This is a genomic window from Brevundimonas sp. (assembly GCF_035627475.1).
In the GTDB taxonomy this organism is placed as follows: Bacteria; Pseudomonadota; Alphaproteobacteria; order Caulobacterales; family Caulobacteraceae; genus Brevundimonas.
Genome location: NZ_DASPLR010000057.1, coordinates 1 through 22,399, shown reverse-complemented (window position 1 = coordinate 22,399; position 22,399 = coordinate 1). Strand labels below are relative to the sequence as shown.

At 71.3% G+C, this 22,399-nt stretch carries 22 protein-coding genes and 1 pseudogene; 1 reads left to right on the top strand and 22 read right to left on the bottom strand.

Features of this window, described 5'->3' with window-relative positions; translation table 11 throughout:
- Positions 1-28 precede the first annotated feature (28 nt).
- The 13 genes from VEA62_RS14750 to VEA62_RS14690 all read right to left on the bottom strand — a co-directional run bounded on the left by VEA62_RS14750 (position 29) and on the right by VEA62_RS14690 (position 15,163).
- Positions 29-556 carry an EF-hand domain-containing protein gene (locus VEA62_RS14750; RefSeq protein WP_324823272.1) on the bottom strand — a complete coding sequence of 176 codons (528 nt, stop codon included), beginning with the start codon at positions 554-556 and terminating at the stop codon, positions 29-31.
- Positions 557-728: 172 nt separating this feature from the next.
- Positions 729-3,617, bottom strand: coding sequence for a bifunctional [glutamine synthetase] adenylyltransferase/[glutamine synthetase]-adenylyl-L-tyrosine phosphorylase (locus VEA62_RS14745; RefSeq protein WP_324823181.1), 2,889 nt, complete (start codon positions 3,615-3,617; stop codon positions 729-731).
- Positions 3,614-5,026 (bottom strand): HAMP domain-containing sensor histidine kinase, encoded by a 1,413-nt coding sequence (locus VEA62_RS14740; RefSeq protein ID WP_324823179.1) that lies wholly within the window; start codon positions 5,024-5,026, stop codon positions 3,614-3,616. The genes VEA62_RS14745 and VEA62_RS14740 overlap by 4 nt, the downstream gene beginning before the upstream one ends.
- A gap of 9 nt (positions 5,027-5,035) precedes the next feature.
- A complete protein-coding gene (locus VEA62_RS14735) occupies positions 5,036-5,707 on the bottom strand; it encodes a response regulator transcription factor (protein WP_168045080.1) in 672 nt (223 codons plus the stop codon).
- Positions 5,708-5,790: 83 nt separating this feature from the next.
- On the bottom strand, positions 5,791-7,335 hold the full coding sequence (locus VEA62_RS14730; protein ID WP_324823176.1) for a Do family serine endopeptidase: 1,545 nt from the start codon (positions 7,333-7,335) through the stop codon (positions 5,791-5,793).
- 109 nt (positions 7,336-7,444) lie between these two features.
- The gene (locus VEA62_RS14725) at positions 7,445-7,951 is read right to left on the bottom strand and encodes a cytochrome c-type biogenesis protein (RefSeq protein WP_324823174.1); all 507 of its coding nucleotides are present in this window, start codon (positions 7,949-7,951) and stop codon (positions 7,445-7,447) included.
- Positions 7,948-9,933 (bottom strand): heme lyase CcmF/NrfE family subunit, encoded by a 1,986-nt coding sequence (locus VEA62_RS14720; RefSeq protein WP_324823172.1) that lies wholly within the window; start codon positions 9,931-9,933, stop codon positions 7,948-7,950. Before VEA62_RS14720 ends, VEA62_RS14725 begins: the two co-directional genes overlap by 4 nt.
- Complete coding sequence (gene ccmE / locus VEA62_RS14715) at positions 9,930-10,400, bottom strand: cytochrome c maturation protein CcmE (protein ID WP_324823170.1); 471 nt, start codon at positions 10,398-10,400, stop codon at positions 9,930-9,932. The genes VEA62_RS14720 and ccmE overlap by 4 nt, the downstream gene beginning before the upstream one ends.
- Positions 10,397-11,221, bottom strand: a complete 825-nt coding sequence (ccmI, locus tag VEA62_RS14710) for a c-type cytochrome biogenesis protein CcmI (protein WP_324823168.1) — start codon at positions 11,219-11,221, stop codon at positions 10,397-10,399. Before ccmI ends, ccmE begins: the two co-directional genes overlap by 4 nt.
- A gap of 19 nt (positions 11,222-11,240) precedes the next feature.
- Positions 11,241-12,602, bottom strand: a complete 1,362-nt coding sequence (locus VEA62_RS14705) for a hypothetical protein (RefSeq protein WP_324823166.1) — start codon at positions 12,600-12,602, stop codon at positions 11,241-11,243.
- Between the two features lie 81 nt (positions 12,603-12,683).
- Positions 12,684-14,156, bottom strand: a complete 1,473-nt coding sequence (locus VEA62_RS14700) for a sensor histidine kinase (protein ID WP_324823164.1) — start codon at positions 14,154-14,156, stop codon at positions 12,684-12,686.
- On the bottom strand, positions 14,153-14,833 hold the full coding sequence (locus tag VEA62_RS14695) for a response regulator transcription factor (RefSeq protein ID WP_324823162.1): 681 nt from the start codon (positions 14,831-14,833) through the stop codon (positions 14,153-14,155). The genes VEA62_RS14700 and VEA62_RS14695 overlap by 4 nt, the downstream gene beginning before the upstream one ends.
- Positions 14,834-15,163 (bottom strand): hypothetical protein, encoded by a 330-nt coding sequence (locus VEA62_RS14690; RefSeq protein ID WP_324823160.1) that lies wholly within the window; start codon positions 15,161-15,163, stop codon positions 14,834-14,836.
- 263 nt (positions 15,164-15,426) lie between these two features.
- On the opposite strand from VEA62_RS14690, the gene VEA62_RS14685 reads away from it, so the two are divergent.
- Complete coding sequence (locus tag VEA62_RS14685; RefSeq protein ID WP_324823158.1) at positions 15,427-15,795, top strand: hypothetical protein; 369 nt, start codon at positions 15,427-15,429, stop codon at positions 15,793-15,795.
- A 71-nt stretch (positions 15,796-15,866) separates the two neighbouring features.
- Here VEA62_RS14685 and VEA62_RS14680 read toward each other — a convergent pair.
- The 9 genes and pseudogenes from VEA62_RS14680 to VEA62_RS14640 all read right to left on the bottom strand — a co-directional run.
- Positions 15,867-16,673: pseudogene (locus VEA62_RS14680) on the bottom strand (PhzF family phenazine biosynthesis protein); the annotation flags it as partial.
- A complete protein-coding gene (locus VEA62_RS14675; protein WP_324823155.1) occupies positions 16,673-17,254 on the bottom strand; it encodes a nucleotidyltransferase family protein in 582 nt (193 codons plus the stop codon). The gene VEA62_RS14675 and the pseudogene VEA62_RS14680, both read right to left, overlap by 1 nt.
- A complete protein-coding gene (gene thiD / locus VEA62_RS14670) occupies positions 17,251-18,054 on the bottom strand; it encodes a bifunctional hydroxymethylpyrimidine kinase/phosphomethylpyrimidine kinase (RefSeq protein ID WP_324823153.1) in 804 nt (267 codons plus the stop codon). The genes VEA62_RS14675 and thiD overlap by 4 nt, the downstream gene beginning before the upstream one ends.
- Before the next feature lie 77 nt (positions 18,055-18,131).
- Complete coding sequence (locus tag VEA62_RS14665) at positions 18,132-18,494, bottom strand: DMT family protein (RefSeq protein ID WP_324823151.1); 363 nt, start codon at positions 18,492-18,494, stop codon at positions 18,132-18,134.
- Entirely contained in the window at positions 18,491-19,303 is an 813-nt protein-coding gene (folP, locus tag VEA62_RS14660) for a dihydropteroate synthase (RefSeq protein ID WP_324823150.1), read from the bottom strand. Before folP ends, VEA62_RS14665 begins: the two co-directional genes overlap by 4 nt.
- The gene (locus tag VEA62_RS14655) at positions 19,300-19,899 is read right to left on the bottom strand and encodes a YdeI/OmpD-associated family protein (protein ID WP_324823149.1); all 600 of its coding nucleotides are present in this window, start codon (positions 19,897-19,899) and stop codon (positions 19,300-19,302) included. Before VEA62_RS14655 ends, folP begins: the two co-directional genes overlap by 4 nt.
- Positions 19,899-20,201 (bottom strand): transcriptional regulator, encoded by a 303-nt coding sequence (locus VEA62_RS14650; protein ID WP_324823147.1) that lies wholly within the window; start codon positions 20,199-20,201, stop codon positions 19,899-19,901. The genes VEA62_RS14655 and VEA62_RS14650 overlap by 1 nt, the downstream gene beginning before the upstream one ends.
- A gap of 4 nt (positions 20,202-20,205) precedes the next feature.
- Positions 20,206-20,850, bottom strand: coding sequence for a hypothetical protein (locus tag VEA62_RS14645; RefSeq protein WP_324823145.1), 645 nt, complete (start codon positions 20,848-20,850; stop codon positions 20,206-20,208).
- A gap of 63 nt (positions 20,851-20,913) precedes the next feature.
- A complete protein-coding gene (locus tag VEA62_RS14640; protein ID WP_324823142.1) occupies positions 20,914-22,131 on the bottom strand; it encodes an acyltransferase family protein in 1,218 nt (405 codons plus the stop codon).
- Positions 22,132-22,399: the final 268 nt, after the last annotated feature.

Sequence of the window (22,399 nt, the reverse complement as noted above, 5' to 3'; positions counted from 1 at the left end):
GTCGAGGACCGCCGCGCCCGTCATCTGCTTACTCCGAAGCGGGCGCCGGAGGCGACGCCTGTTGCGCCTGGCGGGCGGCGCGGCGGCCGGCCATCCGCTCGCGGCGATGCTCGCGGCGATCGGCGCGGGCTGCATGGCGCTCGGCGGCGGTGACGAAGCCGTCCCGGTCGGCGTCAAGCCGCGAGAAGGCGGCCGTGGCGCGGGCCTCGGCCTCTACGATCACGATGGGGCCGCGCTCGGCCATCCTTCCGGCCCGCGCGGCGTGGCGGTGCGCACCGCGATGACCAGCCCGCGGGCCGCGTTCGGCGCGGACCCCGGCCCGGTGTTCGCGGCGGGCCTCGAACTCGGCCTTGCTGATGACCCCGTCGTCATCCGCGTCGAGCCGGTCGAAACGGGCGTCGGCGCGGCCGGCGCGGCGGACTTCAGCAACAGCGCGTCGCTCGTCGGCCGTGACCGAACCGTCCCGGTTCGCATCCGCAGCAGTCAGGCGCGCCACGCGCCGGCCCACGAATTCGGCCTGGCTGAGACGCTGGTCTCCGTCGGCGTCGGCGCGCATGCCGCGGGCGTGCGGCGGCTCCGGCGACTGCCGGGCCACGGCGGCTCCGCCGGCGGCTGTGAGGGCGAGGGCGGCGAGGCCGCTGGCCAGAAGGGTCTTGTTCATCTCGATGGTCTCCATGGCCGCCCGACGCGGCCGCGCATCCCTGTCTGAGAGTGAAACGCTGTTCGCGTCAGTCTCCGTCGGCGGCCGGCGGCAGGGCGGCCTCGAAAGCGGCGCGAGCAGCCTTGCGGGCCTCGGCCAGCCCGGCTTTCAGGGCGTCAAAGCTGGAGAAGCCGGCCGCCTTCGCCAGCCGCTGACGGAAGCCCTCCGGCTCGTGGTCAGGATCGGGTCGGTCATCGAAGGCGGCGCCGAGAATCTGGCTGAGCGCCTGCTGCAGCCGCCAGGCCTCGGCCAGCTCGGGATCGTCCGACAAGGCCTCGAGCGTCGAGACCGTCATCGGCCCTTCGGCCCGCGCCCGCCGGAGCTGGCGCACCTGGGCGACGAATTCCGCATCGACCTGACCGCCGGGCGCCAGTTTGACGTCCCAGTCGCCCTGGCCGGGCCGTTCCCGGGCCATCAGGTCGCGCATGCGCCGGGCGTCCGCGGCGAGAGCCACCCCCGGCCGGGGCCGCCGCAGGATGGCCTCCAGCGTCGCCGCCGTGCGTGCGCCGAACTGCGGATCGCTGGCCCAGACCACCCGGGCGCGGGTCAGGGCCATGAACTCCCAGGTGTCGGCCTCGGTGGCGTAATAGTCCTCGACCGCCGGGAGCCGCAGCGACACCGGTCCCTTGGCGGCGCCGGGCCTCAGACGCATGTCGACCTCGTAGAGCCCGCCCTCGGCCGTGTGCGCCGAAAGGGCCGCGATCAGCCGCTGGGTGAAGCGCGAGTAGAACACCCCTGCGGCCCACTGTCTGCCGTCCGACACGGCGTCGGCGGGCGCGTCGTACACGGTCATCAGGTCGAGGTCCGAGGTCGCCGTCATCTCGCGCGATCCTGCCTTTCCCAGCGCCACGACAGCCACCGCGCCCCCTGCCAGCGCACCGCCCTGGCGCATCGTCTCGGCCATGGCGGCGGGGGCGAGGGCGGCCAGGCAGGCGTCGGCAAGGGTCGTGTAGGCGCGCCCCGCCTCCTCAGGCCCGACGCGGCCGGTCAGGGTCTGGACGCCGATGCGGAACATCTGCTCGCGGTGAACGCGGCGCACCACATTCATGGCGGCCTCGAAGTCGGGCGCGGCGGCGGCCTCGACCCCCATCTGGGCGACCACGCCCGTGTCTTCCTCGATGCTGCGGGCGAAGCGCGCGTCGAGCATGCTGTCCAGCGCGGCCGGATAACGGCCCAGCGTCCGCGCGAGCCGTGGCGCGAAGGCCATGACGCCGACGACGAGATCGAACAGCTTCGGCTGGGCGAGGAACAGGGCCTGGACCTGAACTCCGCCGCTGAGCCCCGAGAAGAACACCGCGAACCGGCGGAAGGCGGCGTCGGCGGCGCCGGTGTCGGCCAGCGCCGTCAGCAGCCGGGGGGCGAGGCGGGTGAACAGTTCACGGCCACGCGCCGTCCGCGTGGCCGGGATGCGGCCGTGATGCCAGCCGCGGATGGTGTCGGCGACCATGGCCGGATCGGAGAAGCCCATCCGGGCCAGGGTCTCGAGCGTCTCGGGATCGTTCTCGACGCCGGTGAAGACCAGCGAGCCGTAGGGAGACGACAGCTGCTCCTCGCCCTCGAACAGCTCGCCATAGCGGCGGTTGACCCCGACCAGCAGCGCCTCGACCCGGGCGTCGAAAGAGGACAGATCGCCCTCGCCGGCCAGGGCCGCGACACGGGCGCGGGCGGCGGGCTCGGCCGGCAGGCTGTGGGTCTGTTCGTCGTCGAGCATCTGAACGCGGTGCTCGAGGCCGCGCAGTTCGATGTAGGCGGCGGTTAGCTCCGCACAGGCGGCGGGGTCGACGTGGCCGGCGTCGCGCAGGGCCTTGAGGGCGTTGGTGGTGCGGGGGGTGCGCAGCCCCGGGTCGCGGCCGCCGAGGATCAGCTGCTGGGTCTGGGCGAAGAATTCGATCTCGCGGATGCCGCCCCTGCCGAGCTTCAGATTGGCGCCCGCCGCCTCCAGTCCCTCGCCGGTCTTGTGGACGTGGATCTGGCGCTTGATCGACTGAATGTCGAGGATGGCCGGATAGTCGAGGCTGCGCCGCCAGATGAACGGGACGAGGGCCTTCAGGAAGCCACGCCCGGCCTCGACATCGCCGAGCACAGCGCGGGCCTTGATGAAGGCGGCGCGCTCCCAGTTCTGGCCGACGCTCTCGTAATAGGCGAGGGCCGTGGGAGCGGCGACCACGGGCGGGGTCGAGGACGGGTCGGGGCGCAGGCGCAGGTCGACGCGGAAGACGTAGCCGTCGCCCGTGCGCTCCTGCATCAGGGCGGCCAGCGACTGGGCCAGGCGGTCGACGAACCGCTGCGGTTCCACGCCCTCGGCCAAGGCCGGGATCAGGGCCTCCGGCTCCCAGAACAGGCTGATGTCGATATCGGAAGAGTAGTTGAGTTCGAACGCGCCATGTTTGCCCATGGCGAGGCCGAACAGACCCGGCACTGGGCCGCGCGGGTCGTCGGCGGCGCTGACCAGTTTGCCGCGCTCGCGCTGGTCGTGGGCGACGGCGCGAAGGGCGGCGTTGACCGAGGCGTCGGCGAAGCGACTGAGCGCGCCGGTGACCTGATCGAGGTTCCACACCCCGCCGAGGTCGGCGAGCGCAGTCAGCAGATGCAGTTCGCCCTTTAGGCGGCGCAGCGGGACGCGCAGGTCGTCGGCGCCGCCGGTCAGGGCTTCGGTGGCGGCGACGATGGCCGAAAGGCGCGCGCCGGGCGGCTCCTCGAGGATGGCGCGCAGGCGGTCGGGCCAGCGCCGGGCGAGGCCGAACAGATAGGGCGAGGCGGCGAAGACCGGGGCCAGGGCGGGCCAGGCGCGATCGAGGGTCCCGGCCCAGCCGCCGTCCGAAGCGGCCTCGGCGAGCCGTTCGCGGGCCCGGTTCGCGGCCTCGGCGTCGAGCACAGGTCCGCAGGGCGCCAGGGACAGAGCCGTCGCCTGGCTCACGCGCCTTCCGCCGGCGGCAGGACCAGGGCGACGCGCAGGCCGGGACCGAAGCCACCGTATTCGCCCGGGCCTTCATCGAGCTGGACGCGGCCGCCGTGGGCCTCCAGCACGGCTCCCACCAGCGACAGGCCGAGGCCGGAGCCGGGCTCCGTGCGGCTGTTGTCAAGGCGGACGAAGCGCTGGAGGACCCGCTCACGGTCGGCCTCGGGCACGCCGGGGCCGGTGTCGGTGACGGAGAACTCGATTTCGCCGGAGCTGCGCCGACGGGCCCGCAGCATCACCGCCCCGCCCGGCGGGGTGTATTTGATGGCGTTGTCGATGACGTTGGCCAGGGCCTGGGCGAGGAAGGGGCGGTTGGCCTCGACCATCAGGCCGCGCTCGATCTCGGCCGAGAACTCCAGACCCTTGTCCTCGGAGGCCGGCTCGTAGAGCTCGGCCATGTCGGCGGCGAGGTCGGCGGCGTCGAACAGCTGGGGATCGGGCGTACGGCCCGCCGCCGCCTGGAGCCGGGCGATGGCCAGGACGGTGTTGAAGGTCTTGAGCAGGTTGTCGGCCTCGTCCAGGGCCAGCTGCAGGGCGTCGACGCCGTCGATCTTGCCCGCCTCGGCGTCGATCAGCGACACCTCCAGCTTGGCCCGCATGCGCGTAAGTGGCGAGCGCAGATCGTGGGCGATCGCGTCGCCGGCGTGGCGGATCGAGGCCATCGAGGCTTCCAGCCGGTCCAGCATGGTGTTCAGCCCGGCGCCGAGCTCGTCCAATTCATCGCCGGAGTTGCGGACCGGCGCCCGCGCCTTCAGGTCGCCCTCCTGCACCGCCGTGACGACCCTGTTGAGCCGACCCATCGAGCGCTCGAGATTGCGGCTGACCAGCACCCCGCCCGCCAGGCCGAGCAGCAGGACGATGCCCATGGCGCCCCACAGCGCCTGAGTCAGCCGTTCCAGATAGGCCTCCGTGTCGCCGAGCGACCGGCCGACGAAGAGCATCTCGCCCCCGGACAGCCGGACCTGCACGCCGCGCGCCTGGGGCCGGGTCACGCGGCCCTCCGCATCGGTCTCGGTCAGGGGGAAGGTAATCCACTGGCGGTCGCCCTCCATCGTTTCGATGGGAGAGAGGGTCAGGCTGCCGGTGACCCGGCTGCCGTCGGGGTTCATCAACAGATAGACGAAGGTGCTGCGCGTCAGGGCCCGGTCGATCAGGGCCGCGTTCAGGGCGTCGATGCCGCGGGCGTCGTAGATGCCGGTCAGCACCTGCAGCTCGCCGCGCACCTCGCGCTCGGCGTTGACGCGCGCCTCAGCGGCCGAGGCGAAATAGACATAGGCCAGGATGGCGCTGGCCGCCGCTGCGAACAGGGCGAGGAACAGCAGCGTCAGCCGGAAGGGCGTGCGGCGAAGGAGGGACGGGAGCCGCATGACGCGGGCTCAGGCCTCCAGCCGGTACCCCGCGCCGCGCACGGTCTGCAGCATGGCGTGGTCGAAGCCCTTGTCGATCTTGGCGCGCAGGCGGCTGATGTGGACGTCGATGACGTTGGTCTGGGGGTCGAAATGGTATTCCCAGACCTTTTCGAGCAGCATGGTGCGGGTCACCGACTGGCCGGCGTGGCGCATGAGGAATTCGAGCAGCTGGAACTCGCGCGGCTGGAGGTCGATCTCCTTGCCGCCACGGTGCACCGTCCGGGCGATCAGGTTCATCTCGAGGTCGCCGACCTTGAGCATGGTGGCGACCGAGCCGGTCTCGCGGCGGCGCGACAGGGCCTCGACGCGGGCGATCAGCTCGGAGAAGGCGTAGGGCTTGACCAGATAGTCGTCAGCCCCGGCGCGGAGGCCGGCGACGCGGTCGTCGACCTCGCCGAGGGCCGACAGGAACAGCACCGGCGTCTGGTCGCCGTCCTTGCGCAGGGTCTCGACCATGCCGATGCCGTCGAGGCGGGGCATCATGCGGTCGACGACATAGACGTCGTAGCCGCCCTTCTGAGCCTCCAGCAGGCCGAAGGCGCCGTCGACGGCGTGGGTCGGTTCGTGACCGGCCTCGGTCAGGCCGCGGACCATGGCGGTCGCGGCTTCGGCGTCGTCTTCGACCACCAGGATGCGCATGGAAAGACCCCTCCGGATGCAGAATCGCCGCCGATGTTAGCGCATCGGCGGCGATGGGGGCAGTTAAGGCTTTGTCAGGTCGATTACTCGCGGGCGAGCGGCAGGACGACGGGTGAGTTGCCGTTTGGCGTGCGGACCAGGAGCAGGATGCCCGAGCGGCCCGCGGACCGAACTGCAGCGACGGCGGCGCGGAACTCGGCGGCGGTTCTTACCGGGCGGCTGTTCGCCTGCATGATGACCATGCCCGGCTGGAACCCCTCGCGGGCGGCCCTGGAATTGGGAACGACGGCATTGACGACGAGGCCCTCGACCCGCTCCGGCACATCGAAGCGGCTGCGGATCGCCGCGGTCAGCGGAGCGACGGACAGGCCTTCGACGACCTCGCCGGCGGCGGGCCCGGCCTTGGGGGGCTCGTCGGCTTCGGGCGCGGCGGGGTTGGCTCGGGCATTGATGTCGGCAGGGCGCGTCCCTGAACGGACCTCGATCCTCTCCCGCCGGCCTTCGCGAAGAATTTCCAGACGCAGTATGTCGCCCGGGCGGGCCGCCCCGACGAGACGGGTCAGCTCGGTCGACGTCTCGATCTTCTCGCCATTGAGGCTGACCACGATGTCGCCGTTGCGCAGGCCGGCGCGCTCGGCGGGGGCGTCGGGCGTGACCTCGTTGATATAGGCCGCCTCGAAATCGTCCGGCAGTCCCAGCGACTCGCGCATCTCATCCGACACGGTCCCGATCTGGGCGCCGAGATAACCGCGCTTGATCGGCTCGCCGCGCATCAGGCTGGTCGTGACCTCCTTGGCGATGGAGGCCGGGATGGCGAAGCCGACGCCGACCGAGCCGCCGGTGGTGGAGAAAATGGCGGAGTTCACGCCGATGACGCGGCCGTAGATGTCGAAGGTCGGACCGCCGGAGTTGCCACGGTTGATGGCGGCGTCGATCTGCAGGAAGTCCGTATAGGGATTGTCGTTGGCCTGCGGCAGGCTGCGGCCCGTGGCCGAGACGATGCCGGCCGTAGCCGTGCCGCCGAGGCCGAAGGGGTTACCCACCGCAATGACCCAGTCGCCGACGCGGGGCTGGGCGTCTTCCTCGAAGGAGACGAACGGGAAGTCGGAGCCCTCAACCTTGATCACCGCCAGGTCAGTGTCGACGTCGCGACCGACAAGGGTGGCTTCCAGTTCGCGCCCGTCGGCCAGGGTGACCCGGATTTCGGTCGCGTCCTCGACCACATGGTTGTTGGTGACGATGTAACCCTCGGCGGAGATAAAGAACCCGGACCCGGCGCCCTGCGTCGTCAGGGGCTCCTCGCCCTCTTCAGGTTGGGGGACCGGGATCGAGAACGGAGTCCCCGGAATCTGGAGCGCCCCGCCCGGACCAGCCCGGAGCGGCGCCTCGACATCGATCTGCACCACGGCCGGGGCGACCTGCTGGAATATGTCGGCGAAGCTGAGGGGCGCGCCTTGCGGCGGGGCGAAAAGACCGGCAGGGCCCGCGTTCGGGGCCAGGCGGCCGGAGACGCCGGACACAGGGCCCGCGTTGGCGGTCGGCCAGTCGATGACGCCGCCGGCGGTGGCGCCGGCAGCGAGAACCAGGCCGAAGGTGGCCCCCAGCATGAATTCCTTACGCTTCATCATCGGGTTCGTACGATCCTCTCCTCGGGCGCGGACGCCCGGTCAGTCCGTCAATATAGGGCCGCGGCTCCCACCGCCAACGCCGGGGCGCGAGGATAGGTCCGTCGGAGCGTCAGTGGTCAGACGGCTTTGCGTCAGGATCGGGGCGAAGCCCGTCCCCGGCGACGATATCCGCCAGCCGCGCCTCCTCCTCGGCGGTCAGGGGCGCCGCCTCGGCCCGGCGGCCGCGGGATCGCAGCAGCAGCAGGGCCAGCACGGCCGCCATCAGGGCCACGGGCCCGAACCACAGCAGCCAGGTGCCGAGGCGGACGGGCGGCTGGAACAGCACGAAATCGCCGTAGCGCCGGACGAGATCCTGTTCGATCTGCGCGTCGGTGCGGCCGGCGGCGACCTGTTCGCGGACCAGCTGGCGCATGTCGGCGGCGATGACGGCGGGGCTGTCGGCGATGGCCTCGTGCTGGCAGACCACGCAGCGGATGCCGTCGAACAGCGCCTGCGCACGGGCCTCCTGCGCGGCGTCGGGCAGCGGCCGGTCGGGCGCGGGGGGCGGCTCCTGCGCGAACACCGGGCTCCCGATCAGGCCAAGAGCCGCAATGGCGATCAGCAGGACGCGTTTCATGCCGCCCCCTTCCCCTTGCCGACGCCCAGCCGCAGCCGGCGGTCCAGAAGCGACAGCACCCCGCCCAGCGCCATGATGGCCGGACCGAGGAAGATCAGCCGGGCCCACGGGTTCCACCACACGCGCACGTTCCATGCGGGGGCGCCCGCCGCCGTCCGGCCACGCTCGCCCACCACCACATAGACGTCGTCGAGGCCGCGGAAATCGAGGCCGACCTCGGTGGTGGTCTGGCCGCCGGCGGGGAAGAAGCGGCGCTCGGCGACGACCTCGCGCGGCGCCGCCCCGGAGCGCAGGGTGACGGTCAGCCGGCCCTGCTCGGCGAGATAGTTGGGCCCTTCGACAACGCGGACGGCATCCAGCCGGACGGCCCAGGGACCGGCCTCGATGATTTCGCCGACCGCGAGAGGGCGGGCCGCCTCGACCCGGTAGCCGGTCTCGACCACCGCCCCGAGCACGAAGACGCCAAGGCCGGCGTGGGCCAGGGTCGTGCCCCAGGCGCCGAGCGGCAGGGCCCTGGCCCGGCGCAGGGTCTCCCCGAAGGAGGCGCGGAACAGGCGGGTGCGCTCGACGGTCTCGGCGAGGGCGCCGAGGATCAGCCAGGCGCCGAGGCCGATCCCCGCCGCCGACAGCGCCTTGCGCGGCTCGAACATCAGCCAGCCGGCGAAGGCGAGAAGGATGGCGAGGCCGGCGGCGACGGCCAGACGCTGGGTCACGCCCATGAGATCGCCGCGCTTCCATGAGAGCAGGGGACCGGCCGGCAGGATGATGAAGGCCACGGCCATCAGCGGTACGAAGGTCAGGGCGAAATAGGGCGGGCCGACCGAGATGGTCGAGCCGTTCATCGCCTCGAGGATCAGCGGATACAGGGTGCCGAGCAGGACGGTGGCGCAGGCGGCGGTCAGGAACAGGTTGTTCAGCACCAGGGCGCCCTCGCGGCTGACGGGGGCGAACATTCCGCCGCCCTTCAGCTGCGGCGCGCGCCAGGCGAACAGGGCGAAGGCCAGGCCCGCCGTGCCGCCGAGGATGGCCAGAAGCATCAGCCCGCGCTGCGGGTCGACCGCGAAGGCGTGGACGCTGGTCAGGACGCCGGAGCGCACCAGGAAGGCGCCGAGCATCGAGAAGGTGAACGCCAGCAAGGCGAGGAAGGTGGTCCAGCCCGCCAGCGCTCCCCGTCGCTCGGTGACCACGGCGGAGTGCAGCAGGGCCGCGCCGGCCAGCCACGGCATGAAGCTGGCGTTCTCGACCGGGTCCCAGAACCACCAGCCGCCCCAGCCGAGCTCGTAATAGGCCCAGAAGGCGCCGAGGGTGATGCCGACGGTCAGGAAGGCCCAGCTGGCCAGGGCCCACGGCCTGACCCAGCGGCCCCAGGCCGGCCAGAAGGCGGAATTGGCCCGGCCCTCGACGAGGGCGGCCACGGCGAGGGAGAAACAGACCGAAAAGCCGACGTAGCCGGCGTAGAGGAAGGGGGGATGGAAGGCGAGCGCCGGATCCTGCAGCAGCGGGTTCAGCGACGCGCCCTGGAACGGCGCCGGGTTCAGCCGCGCGAACGGGCTGGAGGTGAAGACGGCGAAGGCGAGGAACAGCACGCCGAGCAGCCCCTGGGTGGCGACGGCGGAGGTCTTGAGGCCGAACGGGAGGTTGCGGGCGCGGGCCAGGACGGCGCCAAAGCCGGTCAGGACCAGGCACCACAGCACGAGCGAGCCCTCGTGGCTGCCCCAGGCGGCGGCCACCTTGTAGAGCATCGGCTTGTCGGTGTGGCTGTTGGCCGCGACGTTGGCGACCGAGAAATCCGAGGTGGCGAAGGCGAAGATCAGGGTGGCGAAGGCCAGGGCGACGGCGAGGGCGGAGGCCATCGCCGCTCCCTCGGCGGCGCCGGCCAGCACCGGGCTGCGGCGCAGACGGCCGGCCACGGCCATGCCGGTCTGCAGGGCGGCCAGCGCCAGCGCCAGGATGAGGGCGAATGCGCCCGTCTCAACGATCACGAGCCGGACACTCCGGCTTCGGGCCGCCACTCGCCCTTGGCCTTGAGGCTGTCGGCGACCTCGCGCGGCATGTAGTTTTCGTCGTGCTTGGCCAGAACCTGGGTGGCGCGGAAGGTCCGGTCCGGCTGGAAGGCGCCCTGGGCCACCACGCCCTGCCCTTCGCGGAACAGGTCCGGCAGGTCACCGCGGTAGGTCACCCGGGTCGTGGCGACCGTGTCAGTGACCACGAAGGCGACCTGGCCCGCGCCGTCGTGGACCACACTGCCGATCTCGACCAGGCCGCCGAGGCGGACCACCCGGCCCGCTGGGGCCTTGTCCGGCGTCGCTTCCGAAGGTGAAAAGAAGAAGGTCACGCTGTCGCGCATGGCGAACAGCGACAGGCCGACGGCCAGCGCCAGCACCGGTGCGACCGCGGCCACGATCCACAGGCGACGGCGCGCCTTGGGAGACCTGGGCAGCCAGCTCATCGGGGGCCTTCAGCGGGCGGGAGACGCGCCTCGAGATCGGCGCGGTCGGGATCGCGAGGATCAAGGGCCGCGATCAGCGGCAGCCACATCTCGCGCGCGGCCGCGGTGTCGCCTCGCGCCAGGGCCGCCTCGCCGAGGAAGTAGCGTGCGCCGCCCTGGTTGGGGTCGAGTTCGAGCGCGCGGCGGAAGGCGGCCTCGGCATCGCCGCCGATCGCGCCCTGGTTGGCCCGCACGAGGGTCTCGCCCAGTCGCGCCCAGCTCCGCGCATCGTCGGGCTTGAGGGCCAGGGCGCGGCGGAAGGCGGAGGCTGCGCCGATCGGATCGCCCGCCTGCGCGCGGGCGGCGCCGAGCATGGCCAGCGCCTGGTGATCATTGGGCCGTTCCTCGACCACTCGCGCCACAACCGCCGCCATCTGCGGAGGCTGGAGCGTGTCGAGCTGGCCGGACCATTCGTCCACCCGGCGTTCATAGGCCTGATCGGGCAGGCCCGGCGCGCCAACGAGCAGGTACAGGCCAACCGCTCCGGCCGCTGCCACGCCGATGCCGCCCAGCACCGCGAAGCGATCCGCTGCGCCGGCCTGCACCGGGGCGGACTCGCGCCGCGCGGTCAGGATGCGGCGCCCCGCCTCGGCCCGGGCGGCGGTCCAGCCGGCCTCGTCGAGCAGGCCCCGCGCCTTCAGCCGGTCCAGTTCGGACAGTTCCGCGGAGGCGGTGGCGGCGGTCACGACCTCGCCCGCGTCCGCGCCGCGCCGCGCGCCGGCGAGCACCAGCAGGCCCGCGAGCGCCGCCAGCATCGCCGTCATGATCCAGAACATCGTCATCGCCGCGCGATGTAGCCGATCAGGCGGCTCGCGACGAGGGCCTCGAGCCGCCCTTGCCGCTCCCGGCGACCGCGGCGCGACGACGCACCGTCCGCGCGGCGTCCTTCGCGTCGACGAGATCGAGGCAGCGGGCGGCGAGTTCGACGAGCCGCAGGGCGTTGACCTCGTCCGCGGCCTCGCCGTCGTTGATCAGCAGCAGGGCCTGATCGGCGTAGTCCGTGAGCCGGGCGGTCAGGGATTCCACCAGTTTCTTGCGGTCGGACTCCGCCCCGAAAGTCGAGGCCGGGCCGCGCACGGCGCCGACGAGCTTGAGCAGGTTCCGCGCGGCCTGGACGGTCTCGCCCTGCACCGGCGCGGTTAGTTGCGGCGACTTGCGGGTCATCCGCCCGGAAATCTGGATGCGTTCCAGCGGCAGGGCCTTGTCCACCGCCCGATCGGCGGCGCGCAGGAAGGCGGACAGCTGGCCGGCGATGCTGACCCGCGCGTCGCGCACCGACTTGCCCCAGACGCTGAGCGGATTGAGGGTCAGGGTGACGTCCAGCTCGTTCAGGACATTGGCGCACCAGGTCAGGTCCTCGATGATCGGATCGACCGTCGCCAGTTCCGATCCGGGCCGGAAGGCCCCGATCCGCGCCACCCGCGCGTCGACGCCGGAGATCAGCCGCTCGATGAAGCCGGACAGTTCGGAGGCGCTGAGAAAGCCCTCGCGGCCGGAGGAACAGGAACTCTGGGTGATGATGCGCAGGATCAGGACGGCGTCGTCCAGGTGCGAGAACAGCATCTCCAGCACCCGCTGCGCGCCGTCGAGATGGACGCCGGCGCAGTCCTTGAGCAGCAGGCGCAACTCGGCGATCTGGTCGCCGTCGGGGCGCTTCAGCCAGACCTCGAGCGACGGCAGGCCGCGCCGGGCCAGGTGAGCCAGGTCGAGGCAGGCGGCGAGGTCGGCGAGGCCGCGCTCGCGCCGCTCGGGTTCGAGCTCGGGAGGCCAGATCAGGTCAGGGCGGTCGCGCACGGCCGCGGCGGCGGCGAGGCAGATGCGGTCGCAGACGGCCACGGCGTCCGCGCCCTCGCGGTCAAGTCGGGGCAGCAGGGCGGGCTCGCGCGTCGATCCGGCCTTCCACAGGCGCGGCAACACGGCGGCGGGGAAGGTCATGGCCTCGACGCCGTCCCTGCGTGGCCGGAACATGGGCAGCAACGGCGCCATCACGAGGCGACGGCGGGTCCGGTCACGAACCTCGTCGGCCAGCATGTCGGCGAGCTCCAGCGCCCGTGCGCCGGGCAGGGCCACGGCCACGGACGACAGCTTCACCAGCATGTCGTCGGGCGCCTGCTCGATCAGAGCAGCCAGGGCGACGCGATGGGCGACAGACAGCCCGGACATTCAGACACCTCGCGACCGGTCAATCGTCCGGCCGCCGGCATGCTGCCCCCGCGGGGTTAATATCCGCTATCCGACGGCGGCTCAGGTCTCGGCGGAGGGCAGCTCCAGTACGGCCTTGAGTCCGCCCAGTTCGCTGTCGGCGAGCGAAATCCGCCCGCCGTAGGCGCGGGTCAGTTCGACGACGATCGAGAGGCCGAGACCCGAGCCCGGGGTGGTCTCGTCCATGCGGGCCCCGCGCAGCAGGGCGGCTTCGCGCTGCTCCTCCGGCAGGCCCGGGCCGTCGTCCTCGACCACCACGACCATCTGTCCCAGTCCGGTCGGCCCGGCCGAGACGCGAACGCGGCGCTTCGCCCACTTGCAGGCGTTCTCAAGCAGATTGCCGAGCAGTTCCTGCAGATCCTGCCGCTCGCCGCGGAAGGCCAGTTCGTCCGGGGCGCGCCAGTCGATGACCACGCCCTTGTCCTCGAACACCCGCTCCAGCATCACCGCCATCTCGTCCAGCACCTCGGCCACCGGGGTGATCTCGCCAAGCATCTGGGCGCGGGCGGCGGCGCGGGCGCGGCGCAGGTGATGATCGACCTGGGCCTTCATCACCTCTGTCTGCCGGCGCACGAGATCCGGCAGCGGTCCCTTCTGCGTCCCGGCCTCGGCCAGCATGACCGACAGGGGGGTCTTCAGCGCGTGGGCGAGGTTGCCGACGTGAGTGCGCTGGCGCTCCACCGTCTCCTGATTGTGGTCCAGCAGGCGGTTGACCTGTTCAGCCAGCGGCTGGATCTCGAGCGGATAGCTGCGGGCGATGCGGGCGGCCTTGCCCTTGCGGACATCCGCGATCTCGTTCCGGAGCGCATAGAGGGGCCGCAGGCCGATCTGCACCTGCAGGAAAACCGCGATCACCAGGCCGAGGCCGAGGATCAGCAGGGCCGTCCAGGTGAAGGTGGCGAACTGCTGGGTGTCGCGGTCGATGTTCGAGCGGTCGATGCCGGCCAGGAAGACCACCGGCTCCGTCCGGCCCGGGAGCTGCTTCATGCTGGCGGCCACCCGCAGCGGCACGCCCAGGGGCCCTTCCCCGCCCGGACGCAGACCGTCGGGGTCGTTGTAGCTGATGGTCGCGCCGCGGGCGGCGGCGAGCCGCGCCGGGAGCTCCTGCGGAATGGTCAGGCTCTCGCCCGCCAGGGAAGGCGAGCGGACGAGGATGCGAAGCCGCCCGTCCGGGCCTGGCTCCGCCACGGCCCAGTATTTGCCCGACAGGGCGCGCAGGGTGCGGTCGTCCTTGACCTCGCTGACGGTCAGGGAGCCGTCAGTCCCGGCGTCGGAGGCGAGGACCACCTCGTCGATGGTGTCGCCGAGGACGTTGCCGAGCCGGCGAAGGGCCGATTCCTGATACTGATTGGTCAGCGCCCAACCGGTCAGGACGAGGGCCAGGACAATCCAGGCGGAGGCGAGCCAGATCAGGCGGCGCGTCAGGCTTCGGCCCGGACGTCCGAACCAGCGGCCCCAGCTGCGCGGCGCGTCGGCCGCTCCGGTTTCGACAGGGCCCCCCGCGCCGTCCGTCACGTGTCGTCGCTCTCCCCCGGCAAGGGAGTCAGCCGGTAGCCGAGACCGCGCACCGTCTCGATCCGGTCCGGACCGATCTTCTTGCGCAGGCGGCCGACGAAGACCTCGATGGTGTTGGAATCGCGGTCGAAGTCCTGGTCGTACAGATGCTCGACCAGTTCGGTGCGGCTGATCACCCGGCCCTGGTGCATCATCAGATAGTGCAGCAGCCGGTATTCAAGGGAGGTCAGGCGCAGGGGTTCGCCATTGACGCTGGCCCGCGCGGCGCGGGGGTCGAGCCGCAGTCCGCCGCACGCCAGGGTCGAAGACGCGATGCCGGCCGAGCGCCGCAGCAGGGCGCGCAGGCGGGCCAGAAGCTCCTCGGTGTGGAAGGGCTTGGTCAGGTAGTCGTCCGCCCCGGCGTCGAAGCCCGAAACCTTGTCCGACCAGGCGCCGCGCGCGGTCAGGATCAGCACCGGCGTGGTCTTGCCCTCGCGGCGCCAGCGCTCGAGCACGGAGACGCCGTCGATCTTGGGCAGGCCGAGGTCGAGCACGATGACGTCGTACGGCTCGGTGTCGCCGAGGAAATGGGCTTCCTCGCCATCGGCGGCATGGTCGACGGCGTAGCCGGCATCGGACAGGGCGCCCTTCAGCTGGCGCGATAGATCGGCGTCGTCCTCGACAAGCAGCACGCGCATTCAGCGTTCTCCGATTACGCGGCCGGTGCGGCCGTCGACCATGATGTCGGCGACGCGGCCGCCGGGATACTCCCAGCGCACCACGATGGTGTCGCCGCGATTGCTGGCGCCCAGGAAGCGGCCTGGCCGACCGGCGGAGGCGCGCTGGACGGCGGCCCCCACGCTGACGCGAGGGCCGTGGTCCTGCAGGTCGCGAGGCGACCGTTGGCGCTCATCGCGATCGCCACGGTCCTGCTGTCGCTCCGCACGGTCGCCACGATCCTGCGCCGCAGCGGACAGGGGCGCGGCGGCGAGCAGGGCGGCAAGGATGTAGACGGGCATCCGGGTCATGGGCGACGGTCTAGGCCCCAGGCTCTGAACGACGGCTGAACGGCGAGTATGGACATATTTCACCGCCGCCGCCGCCCCCTCTTCCCACGTCTCGCGCCACCATTTCGCGCCTCTCCCCGCGCATGAGGCGCCGCATGGATGCGTTGTCATCGACATGAACGCAAGCTGACACAAGCCGTTCAGATCGGGCTCAGGCGGAAAGTGGTCTTGTCCAGGTCAGCGCAGCCACCCGGCCGCGTCGAACGCGAAGGATAAGACCGATGATGAAGAAAGCCCTCATCCCCGTGCTGGCCATCGCCGCGGCGTCCGTCGCGGTTCCCGCCGCAGCCCAGAACTACGACCGCCACGACCGTGGCGACCGCTATGAACAGAACCGTGGCGGGTGGCAGTCGATCAGCCAGCGCAAGTACCAGCTGGACCGCCGCATCGACGTCGGCCTGCGCAACGGCTCGCTGAGCCGCCGCGAAGCCAGCCGGTTGCAGGTGCAGCTCAACAGCCTGATCCGCCTGGAGCGCAACTATATGCGCGGCGGGCTGACGCGCTGGGAGCGCAACGACCTCGATCAGCGCTATGATCGCCTGGCCGTCCAGGTGCGGATGGAACGTCGCGACCGCGACAACCGCCGCTACTAGGCCCGACTTTTCCTCCCCGAAAGGTCCGGGGGGCGTCGTCCGAAAGGGCGGCGCCCCCTTTCCTGTTCGGGGACGCGCAGCCGGCTCTCGATCACGGTCACGCCACGGCCCCGCAGCAATACACGATCGCCCCTCAGCCGGGTTTCGATATCGCCGCCCCGGCCCGGAAAGGCCTGATGGAACCGCACCGTCGGGCGTCCGAGCTTGTCCGCATAGAGCGGGCCCAGGATGCAGTGGGCCGAGCCGGTGGCGGGATCCTCGGGCACGCCGCAGCCGGGGGCGAAGAAGCGGTCGACCACGTCGACATCGTCTCCGGCGTCGGCCAGGGCGCAGACGATGACCTCTCCAGCCTCCCCCGCCTCGCCCTGCAGCGAGACCAGGGCGCCGATGTCCGGGCGGAGGCTCCGGACCGCCTCCGCATCCGTCAGCACCGCGACCAGATAGCGGCCGGCCCAGACCTCGACCGGCTCGACGCCGAGGGCTTCCGCAAGGCCGGCGACCGGGCCGGTGCGGCGGGGCGGATCGGCCGGGAAGTCCATCTCGTAGCCGTCGCCGGCGCGGCGCACGATCAGCGGGCCGGAGCGGGTGTCGAAGGTCAGGGCCTCCGCATCGACGCCGAGTTCGGCCATCAGCACATGGGCCGAACCGAGCGTGGCGTGCCCGCACAGGTCGACCTCGCGCCCCGGCGTGAACCAGCGCAGATCGAACCGGGCGGGATCGTCGGTGCGCCGCAGGAAGGCGGTCTCGGCCTGGTTGTTCTCCTTCGCCAGCGCCTGCATCCAGCCGTCGGAGGGCCATTGATCGAACGGCTCGACCACGCAGGCGGGGTTGCCCCGGAAGGGGGCGGCGGCGAAGGCGTCGACGGTCCACTGGCGCATCAGACGGCCTCCGGTTCGATGATGGTGAGTTCCGGCCAGCGGGCCGTCGCATTGGCGGTCGCCTTGGCCCACCCCCGGGCGAGGGGACGGTTCGGGTTGGGCCGGATGGTGAGCGAGAAGACGTCCTCCAGCCCGAACGGGGCCGCCACGCTGATCGTATCGTCGTCTTCCAGCCGCACGCCGACGGCGAAGGCGGGGGCGACGAAGCGGGCCAGCGCCTCGTCCGTGCCGGTCAGGGCCTCGTAGGGTTCGCCGAATTTGTTCTTGAACCATAGGTGGACGCGGGCCTGATTGCGGACCTCGACCATGTCGCGGAACGGCGGCTCGAAGGCGGCGGCGACGCGGCGGATGACGGCGTCCTCGGCGTCCCACGAGGTGTCCGGGTCGAAATAGCCGAGGTCGTAGTCGCGGATGCCGTATCCGGGCGAGCGGCCGGTGACGGCGTTCCAGACGCTCTGGTAGACGGCGCCGGAGAAGACCCGCCAGTCGTTCAGGCCGAGGCTGCGGACGGTGGCCAGGACGTGCATCAGGCCGGGATCGGCGCGGACGATATCGGCGAGCCGGGTCTCAAGATCGCTCATCGGGCGTCCCGCAACGGCCAGCCGTGATCCAGCGGCCCGTGGCCCCGTCCCAGCCCCGGGGCCCGGCGGATCGCCTCGGCGACATAGGCCCAGGCCTCGGCCACCGCGACCTCCAGCGGCAAGCCTTTGGCAAGGCCCGCGGCGCAGGCGCTGGCGAGGGTGCAGCCGGTGCCGTGTGTGTGGCGGGTGTCGAGGCGCGGGCCTTCCAGCAGGGTCTCGCCCGCCGGGGTCAGCAGCAGGTCGATCACCGTCTCGCCGGGGACGTGGCCGCCCTTCATCAGCACCGCCTTGGCGCCGAGGGCCAGCAGGGCCTCGCCGGCGCGGCGTTGACCGTCGAGATCGGCGACGGCGAGGCCAGTCAGGGCCTCGGCCTCGGGCGCGTTGGGCGTCAGCAGGGCGGCGCGCGGGACCATGAGACTGCGCACCGCCTGCACCGCCTCGTCGGGGAGAAGCGGATGACCGCCCTTGGCGATCATGACCGGATCGACGACGGCAGGGGCGCTGGACGCGTCGAGGATGGCGGCGACCCGCTCGACCACCTCGGTAGAGCCCAGCATGCCCGTCTTGACGGCGTCGGCGCCGATATCATCCAGCACCGCCCGGGCCTGGGCCTCGATGAGGTCGAGCGGCAGGGGATGGACGTCGTGGACGCCGAGGGTGTTTTGCACGGTGATGGCGGTGATGGCTGTGGCGGCGTAGCCGCCCATGGCCGTCACGGCCTTGATGTCGGCCTGAATGCCGGCGCCGCCTCCGGAGTCGGAGCCGGCGATGATCAGGACGCGTCCGAGGGGCGAGGTCATGGCGAGGGGATGACCAATCGCGGGCGCGACGGCAAGGGTGATGTCGGGATTGGAAGGCGGATCATTCGCTTCGTGTCTCAGCTTCCCAACGGGCCGCGGAAGATGAACCAGGCGCCGAGGGCGATGAAGGCGAAGCCGACGGCGTGGTTCATCGTCAGCTTCTCACCGAGCCAGAACACGGAGAAGGCGGCGAAGACGAGGAGGGTGATGACCTCCTGCATCGTCTTCAGCTCGGCGGCCGAATAGACCTGATGGCCGATGCGATTGGCCGGGACGGCGAGGCAATATTCAAAGAAGGCGATGCCCCAGCTGACCATGATGACGATGGCCAGCGGTTTCGAGCCGTGTTTCAGATGGCCGTACCAGGCGAAGGTCATGAAGACGTTCGAGACGATCAGCAGCAGGATCGGCGCGACGGCAGGTCCGGTCAGAAAATTCATCGGCCGGCCCCCGACGCAAGGATTGCGGACTGCACCGCCAGGGCCTGGACGGTCTCGCGGACGTCGTGGACGCGGATGATGTCGGCGCCGCGGCGGGCGGCCTCCAGGGCCAGGGCGAGCGAACCGCCGAGACGGTCGTTGGCGTCGGTCGCGGTCGGGTCGATGGACTGGATGGTGCGCTTGCGGCTGGCTCCATAGAGGATCGGGAAGCCGAGGGCCGTCAGCCGGTCGAGATGAGCGGTCAGGGCAAGGTTGTGCCGCGCCGTCTTGCCGAAGCCGAGGCCGGGATCGAGCCATATCCGCTCGCGGGCCACGCCGGCCGCCATGGCCGCTTCGGCGCGGGCGGCGAGCCAGTCGGCGACCTCGGCGACAACGTCGTCATAGTGCGGGGCGGCCTGCATGGTGCGCGGCTCGCCCTTCATATGCATGAGGACCACGTCGCAGTTCAGGTCGGCGGCGACGCGCATGGCGTCCGGGGCGAAACCGAGGGCGGCGACGTCGTTCCACATGGTTGCGCCCGCGGCGACGGCGGCGCGGGCGACGGCGGGCTTCATGGTGTCGATGCTGATCGGACCGTCCCAGCGGGCGCGCAGGCCCTGGATCACGGGAACCGCGCGAGCAATCTCGTCCGCCTCGGGCACGGGCTCGGCGCCTGGCCGGGTGCTTTCGCCGCCGACGTCGAGTATGGCGGCGCCCTGCCCGACGAGCTTGAGGCCATGGGCGACCGCGGCCTCGACCGAGGCCAGACGCCCGCCGTCGGAGAAGCTGTCCGGCGTCACATTGACGATGCCCATGACGCGCGCCGTCATTCCGCCCTCCCCTGTGGATGAAAGGTCTCGCCGCGCCGCAGCATGTCGACGAACCGGGCGATGGCCCTCTCCCGGCCGGCGGCCGTCTTGAGGGCCTGCAGGCGAAAGATCAGGGCGAAGCGGTTCTGGGCGGTCAGGATGTCGAAGCTCGCCCTCGCCTCGGGCACGGCGTCGATGGCGGCCATGAGGTCGTCGGGCACGACCGAGCCCTTGACCCGGTAGGCCTGCGCCCAGCGGCCATCCGCCTTCGCCGTTTCGACCTGTGTCAGCCCGTGGTCCGTCATGCGGCCCGCGGCGATCAGGCGCTCGACGTTCTCGACATTGATCTGGCTCCACACGCTCTTCCTGCCGCGGGGCGTGTAGCGCTGGAGGAAGCTGGCCTCGTCGAGCCCCTTGCGAATGGCGTCGATCCAACCCCAGCAGAGGGCGACGTCGATGGCCTCCTTCGGGGTGATCGAGGGCGTGCCCGACCTGACCTTGTAGATGCGGATCCAGACCTCGGGCTCGCGGTCGTGGTGGCCGGCGAGCCAGCGATCGAAGGCGTCCGGATCGGGGAAGGCGTGGACGCGGTTCGGATCGACGGACACCGGCGCCATCAGTCCTTGCCCCCGATCAGCGCGCCGATGGCCTCGAGATAGGCGCCGAAGGCCTTGCGGCCGGCTTGGGTGATCGACACCCGGGTCAGGGGCTTGTTGTTGACGAAGCTCTTGTCGATGGCGACGTAGCCGGCGTCTTCCAGCTTCTTGAGGTGGACCGAGAGATTGCCCTGGGTCGCCTCGAGCACCGTCTTGAGTTCGGTGAAGTCGGCGGCGTCGACGTCGGCGAGATAGACCATGATCCCCAGCCGCATGCGGCCATGGATGACGTCGTCGATCCGTCCGAGGTCGGCCAGCCCCATGGCCTCAGACCGCCGTCCGCGCGGCGCGGGCGTCGCGGAACATGATCCAGCCCGGAAGGGCGAACAGGGCGAACAGGGCGACGGTGCAGACGCCGAGATACCAGAGGGGCTCGCGAACCAGCAGGCCGAGGGCGACGGCGGTGAGCCATCCGCCGAGCGCCGTGGCCAGCATCCAGCCCTTCCGCTTCAGCGTCCAGGCCATGTACCAGGCGGCCGCCTGGAGAGCGAAGACGATGGCGGCATAGTAGAGCCAGATGGCGAAGTCGTGGTCGCGGTACGCGCCGACGCCGAAGACGATGATGACCGCGGTGTTGGCCATGCCGGTGGCGCTGAAGGCGGCGTTGAGACTGCGGCTGGCGGTCGTGCCGCGATTGGCCGGGCCCTCCCTGCGGTCTTTCAGGATGGCCCAGGTCAGCACCGCGAGGAAGCTGATGGTGATCAGGACGACGAAGGCCAGGTTGGCCAGGTCGGGCCAGCGGATCAGTCCCACGGCCTGGCCGATGTGGAACAGGCACTGGAGGCCGTAAAGCAGGCCGCCGGCCAGATAGCAGACGGCCAGGGTCATCGGCGTGCGCCCGCCGCCCTCGACGATCGAACGCATGAAGGCGAGGTCGTCTTCGGGCGAATGCAGGCGGGGCTTGGCGGACATGGGTTCGATTCTCCGGAGCCGGCTCGTCCGGATTGGGTGGACGAGCCGGTCAGGCTTGGCAAGCTATTCGGCGGGGGCGAGGACGGGTTGGCGGGGGCGCCGCCACGGGACGCGGCGGCCGTTCAGCCAGCGGCCCATGAAGGTGTGGCGGACCATCAGCTCATAGGTGATCAGGCAGACGGCCAGGGTGCCGAGGGAGATCCCCGCCAGCTTCAGCCCCCACGGCGCGGCCCAGTCCTGGATCCAGACCTGGGCCAGCATGACCAGGGGCAGATGCAGGATATAGATCCAGTAGGAGGCGTCGGAGAGGTAGCGCAGCGCCGGGTTGCGCCCGGTCACGAAGCGCAGGCACAGGCCCATGGCGGCCAAGGCCGAGGCGTAGACGGCGAGGGCGACGACGGCGGCGGCGAGCGCCTTGTCGGCGGTCGGCTCGACCATGGGCGCGAGGCTCGGTCCGCCGGCGAGGCTCCAGGCCCAGACGCCCGCGGCGACGGCCACGATCAGGAACAGGGGCGACCAGGCCGCGATGCGGCCCAGCAGGTCGCGGCGGCGATCCAGCAGGAAGCCGAGGCCGAAGGCGAGGCCGAAGCCGACGAGGGCAGCCGTGTCGGGGACAAGGCCGGCATCCGGCGTCGGGACGGCGAAGAAGGCGATCCACGCCGGGTCGAGCCACATCGCCAGCGCGAGAGGGATGGCGAGGATGAAGGGCGTCCACCAGCCGACGAGGAGGCCGGTCAACCGGTCGACGGCGCGGCCCCAGCCGCCCTTGCGGTCCAGCGCCGCGAACGGCGCGCGCAGGATCAGGGTCGCGGCGCAGAAGAGGGTGAGGACGTACAGGAACCACAGATGGGTCAGGGGGAGGTTGGTCCAGTCGTAGGTCGGCGGCGGCGGCGGCGGCGCGCCCGGGACGACGAGGCCGTTGGCGTGGGCGTTCCAGACCAGCGCCGTCACGATCCCGGCCATGACCGGGAACCAGAAGGCCAGCAGCGGCCCGGCGATCCGCGAGGCCCGGTCCCGGGCGAAGCCCAGCCAGCCCTTCCGCGCCAGCATCATGTGGGCGAACAGGCCGGCGATCAGGAAGAAGGCCGTCATCCGGAACAGGTGGATGGCGAAGAAGAGCCAGGCGGCGCCTGTCGAACGGCTGTCGTCGGCGACGATCCACGTCTGCTGCGGAAAGAAGGCCAGGCTGGCGTGCAGCACGACGCCCAGCAGCAGGGCGCTGGCGCGCAGGGCGTCGAGGCCATGCAGGCGGTCGGACGGTTCGTGACGGATGGCGGACATGGGTTTCTCCCCTCTCTGTGGAAGCCGATCTACAACAGACTTGTTTGATTTGCAAACTTGTTGGCGCAGAACAACCCGGAGCGGTGGAGATAGCAGGCGCCGGCGCCGCCTGCGGAACAGGCGGTGCGGGGAGGGTGCGGGACAGCCGGGCCTCGCCCGGATGTGTTTCTGGTTTTACCGTTTCGACGAGGTGACTGCCCCGCGCGGCCGTTTTCCACACGCCCTCCGACTGGCGGCCCTGCATTCGGGCCTTTGACGGATCGCCCCG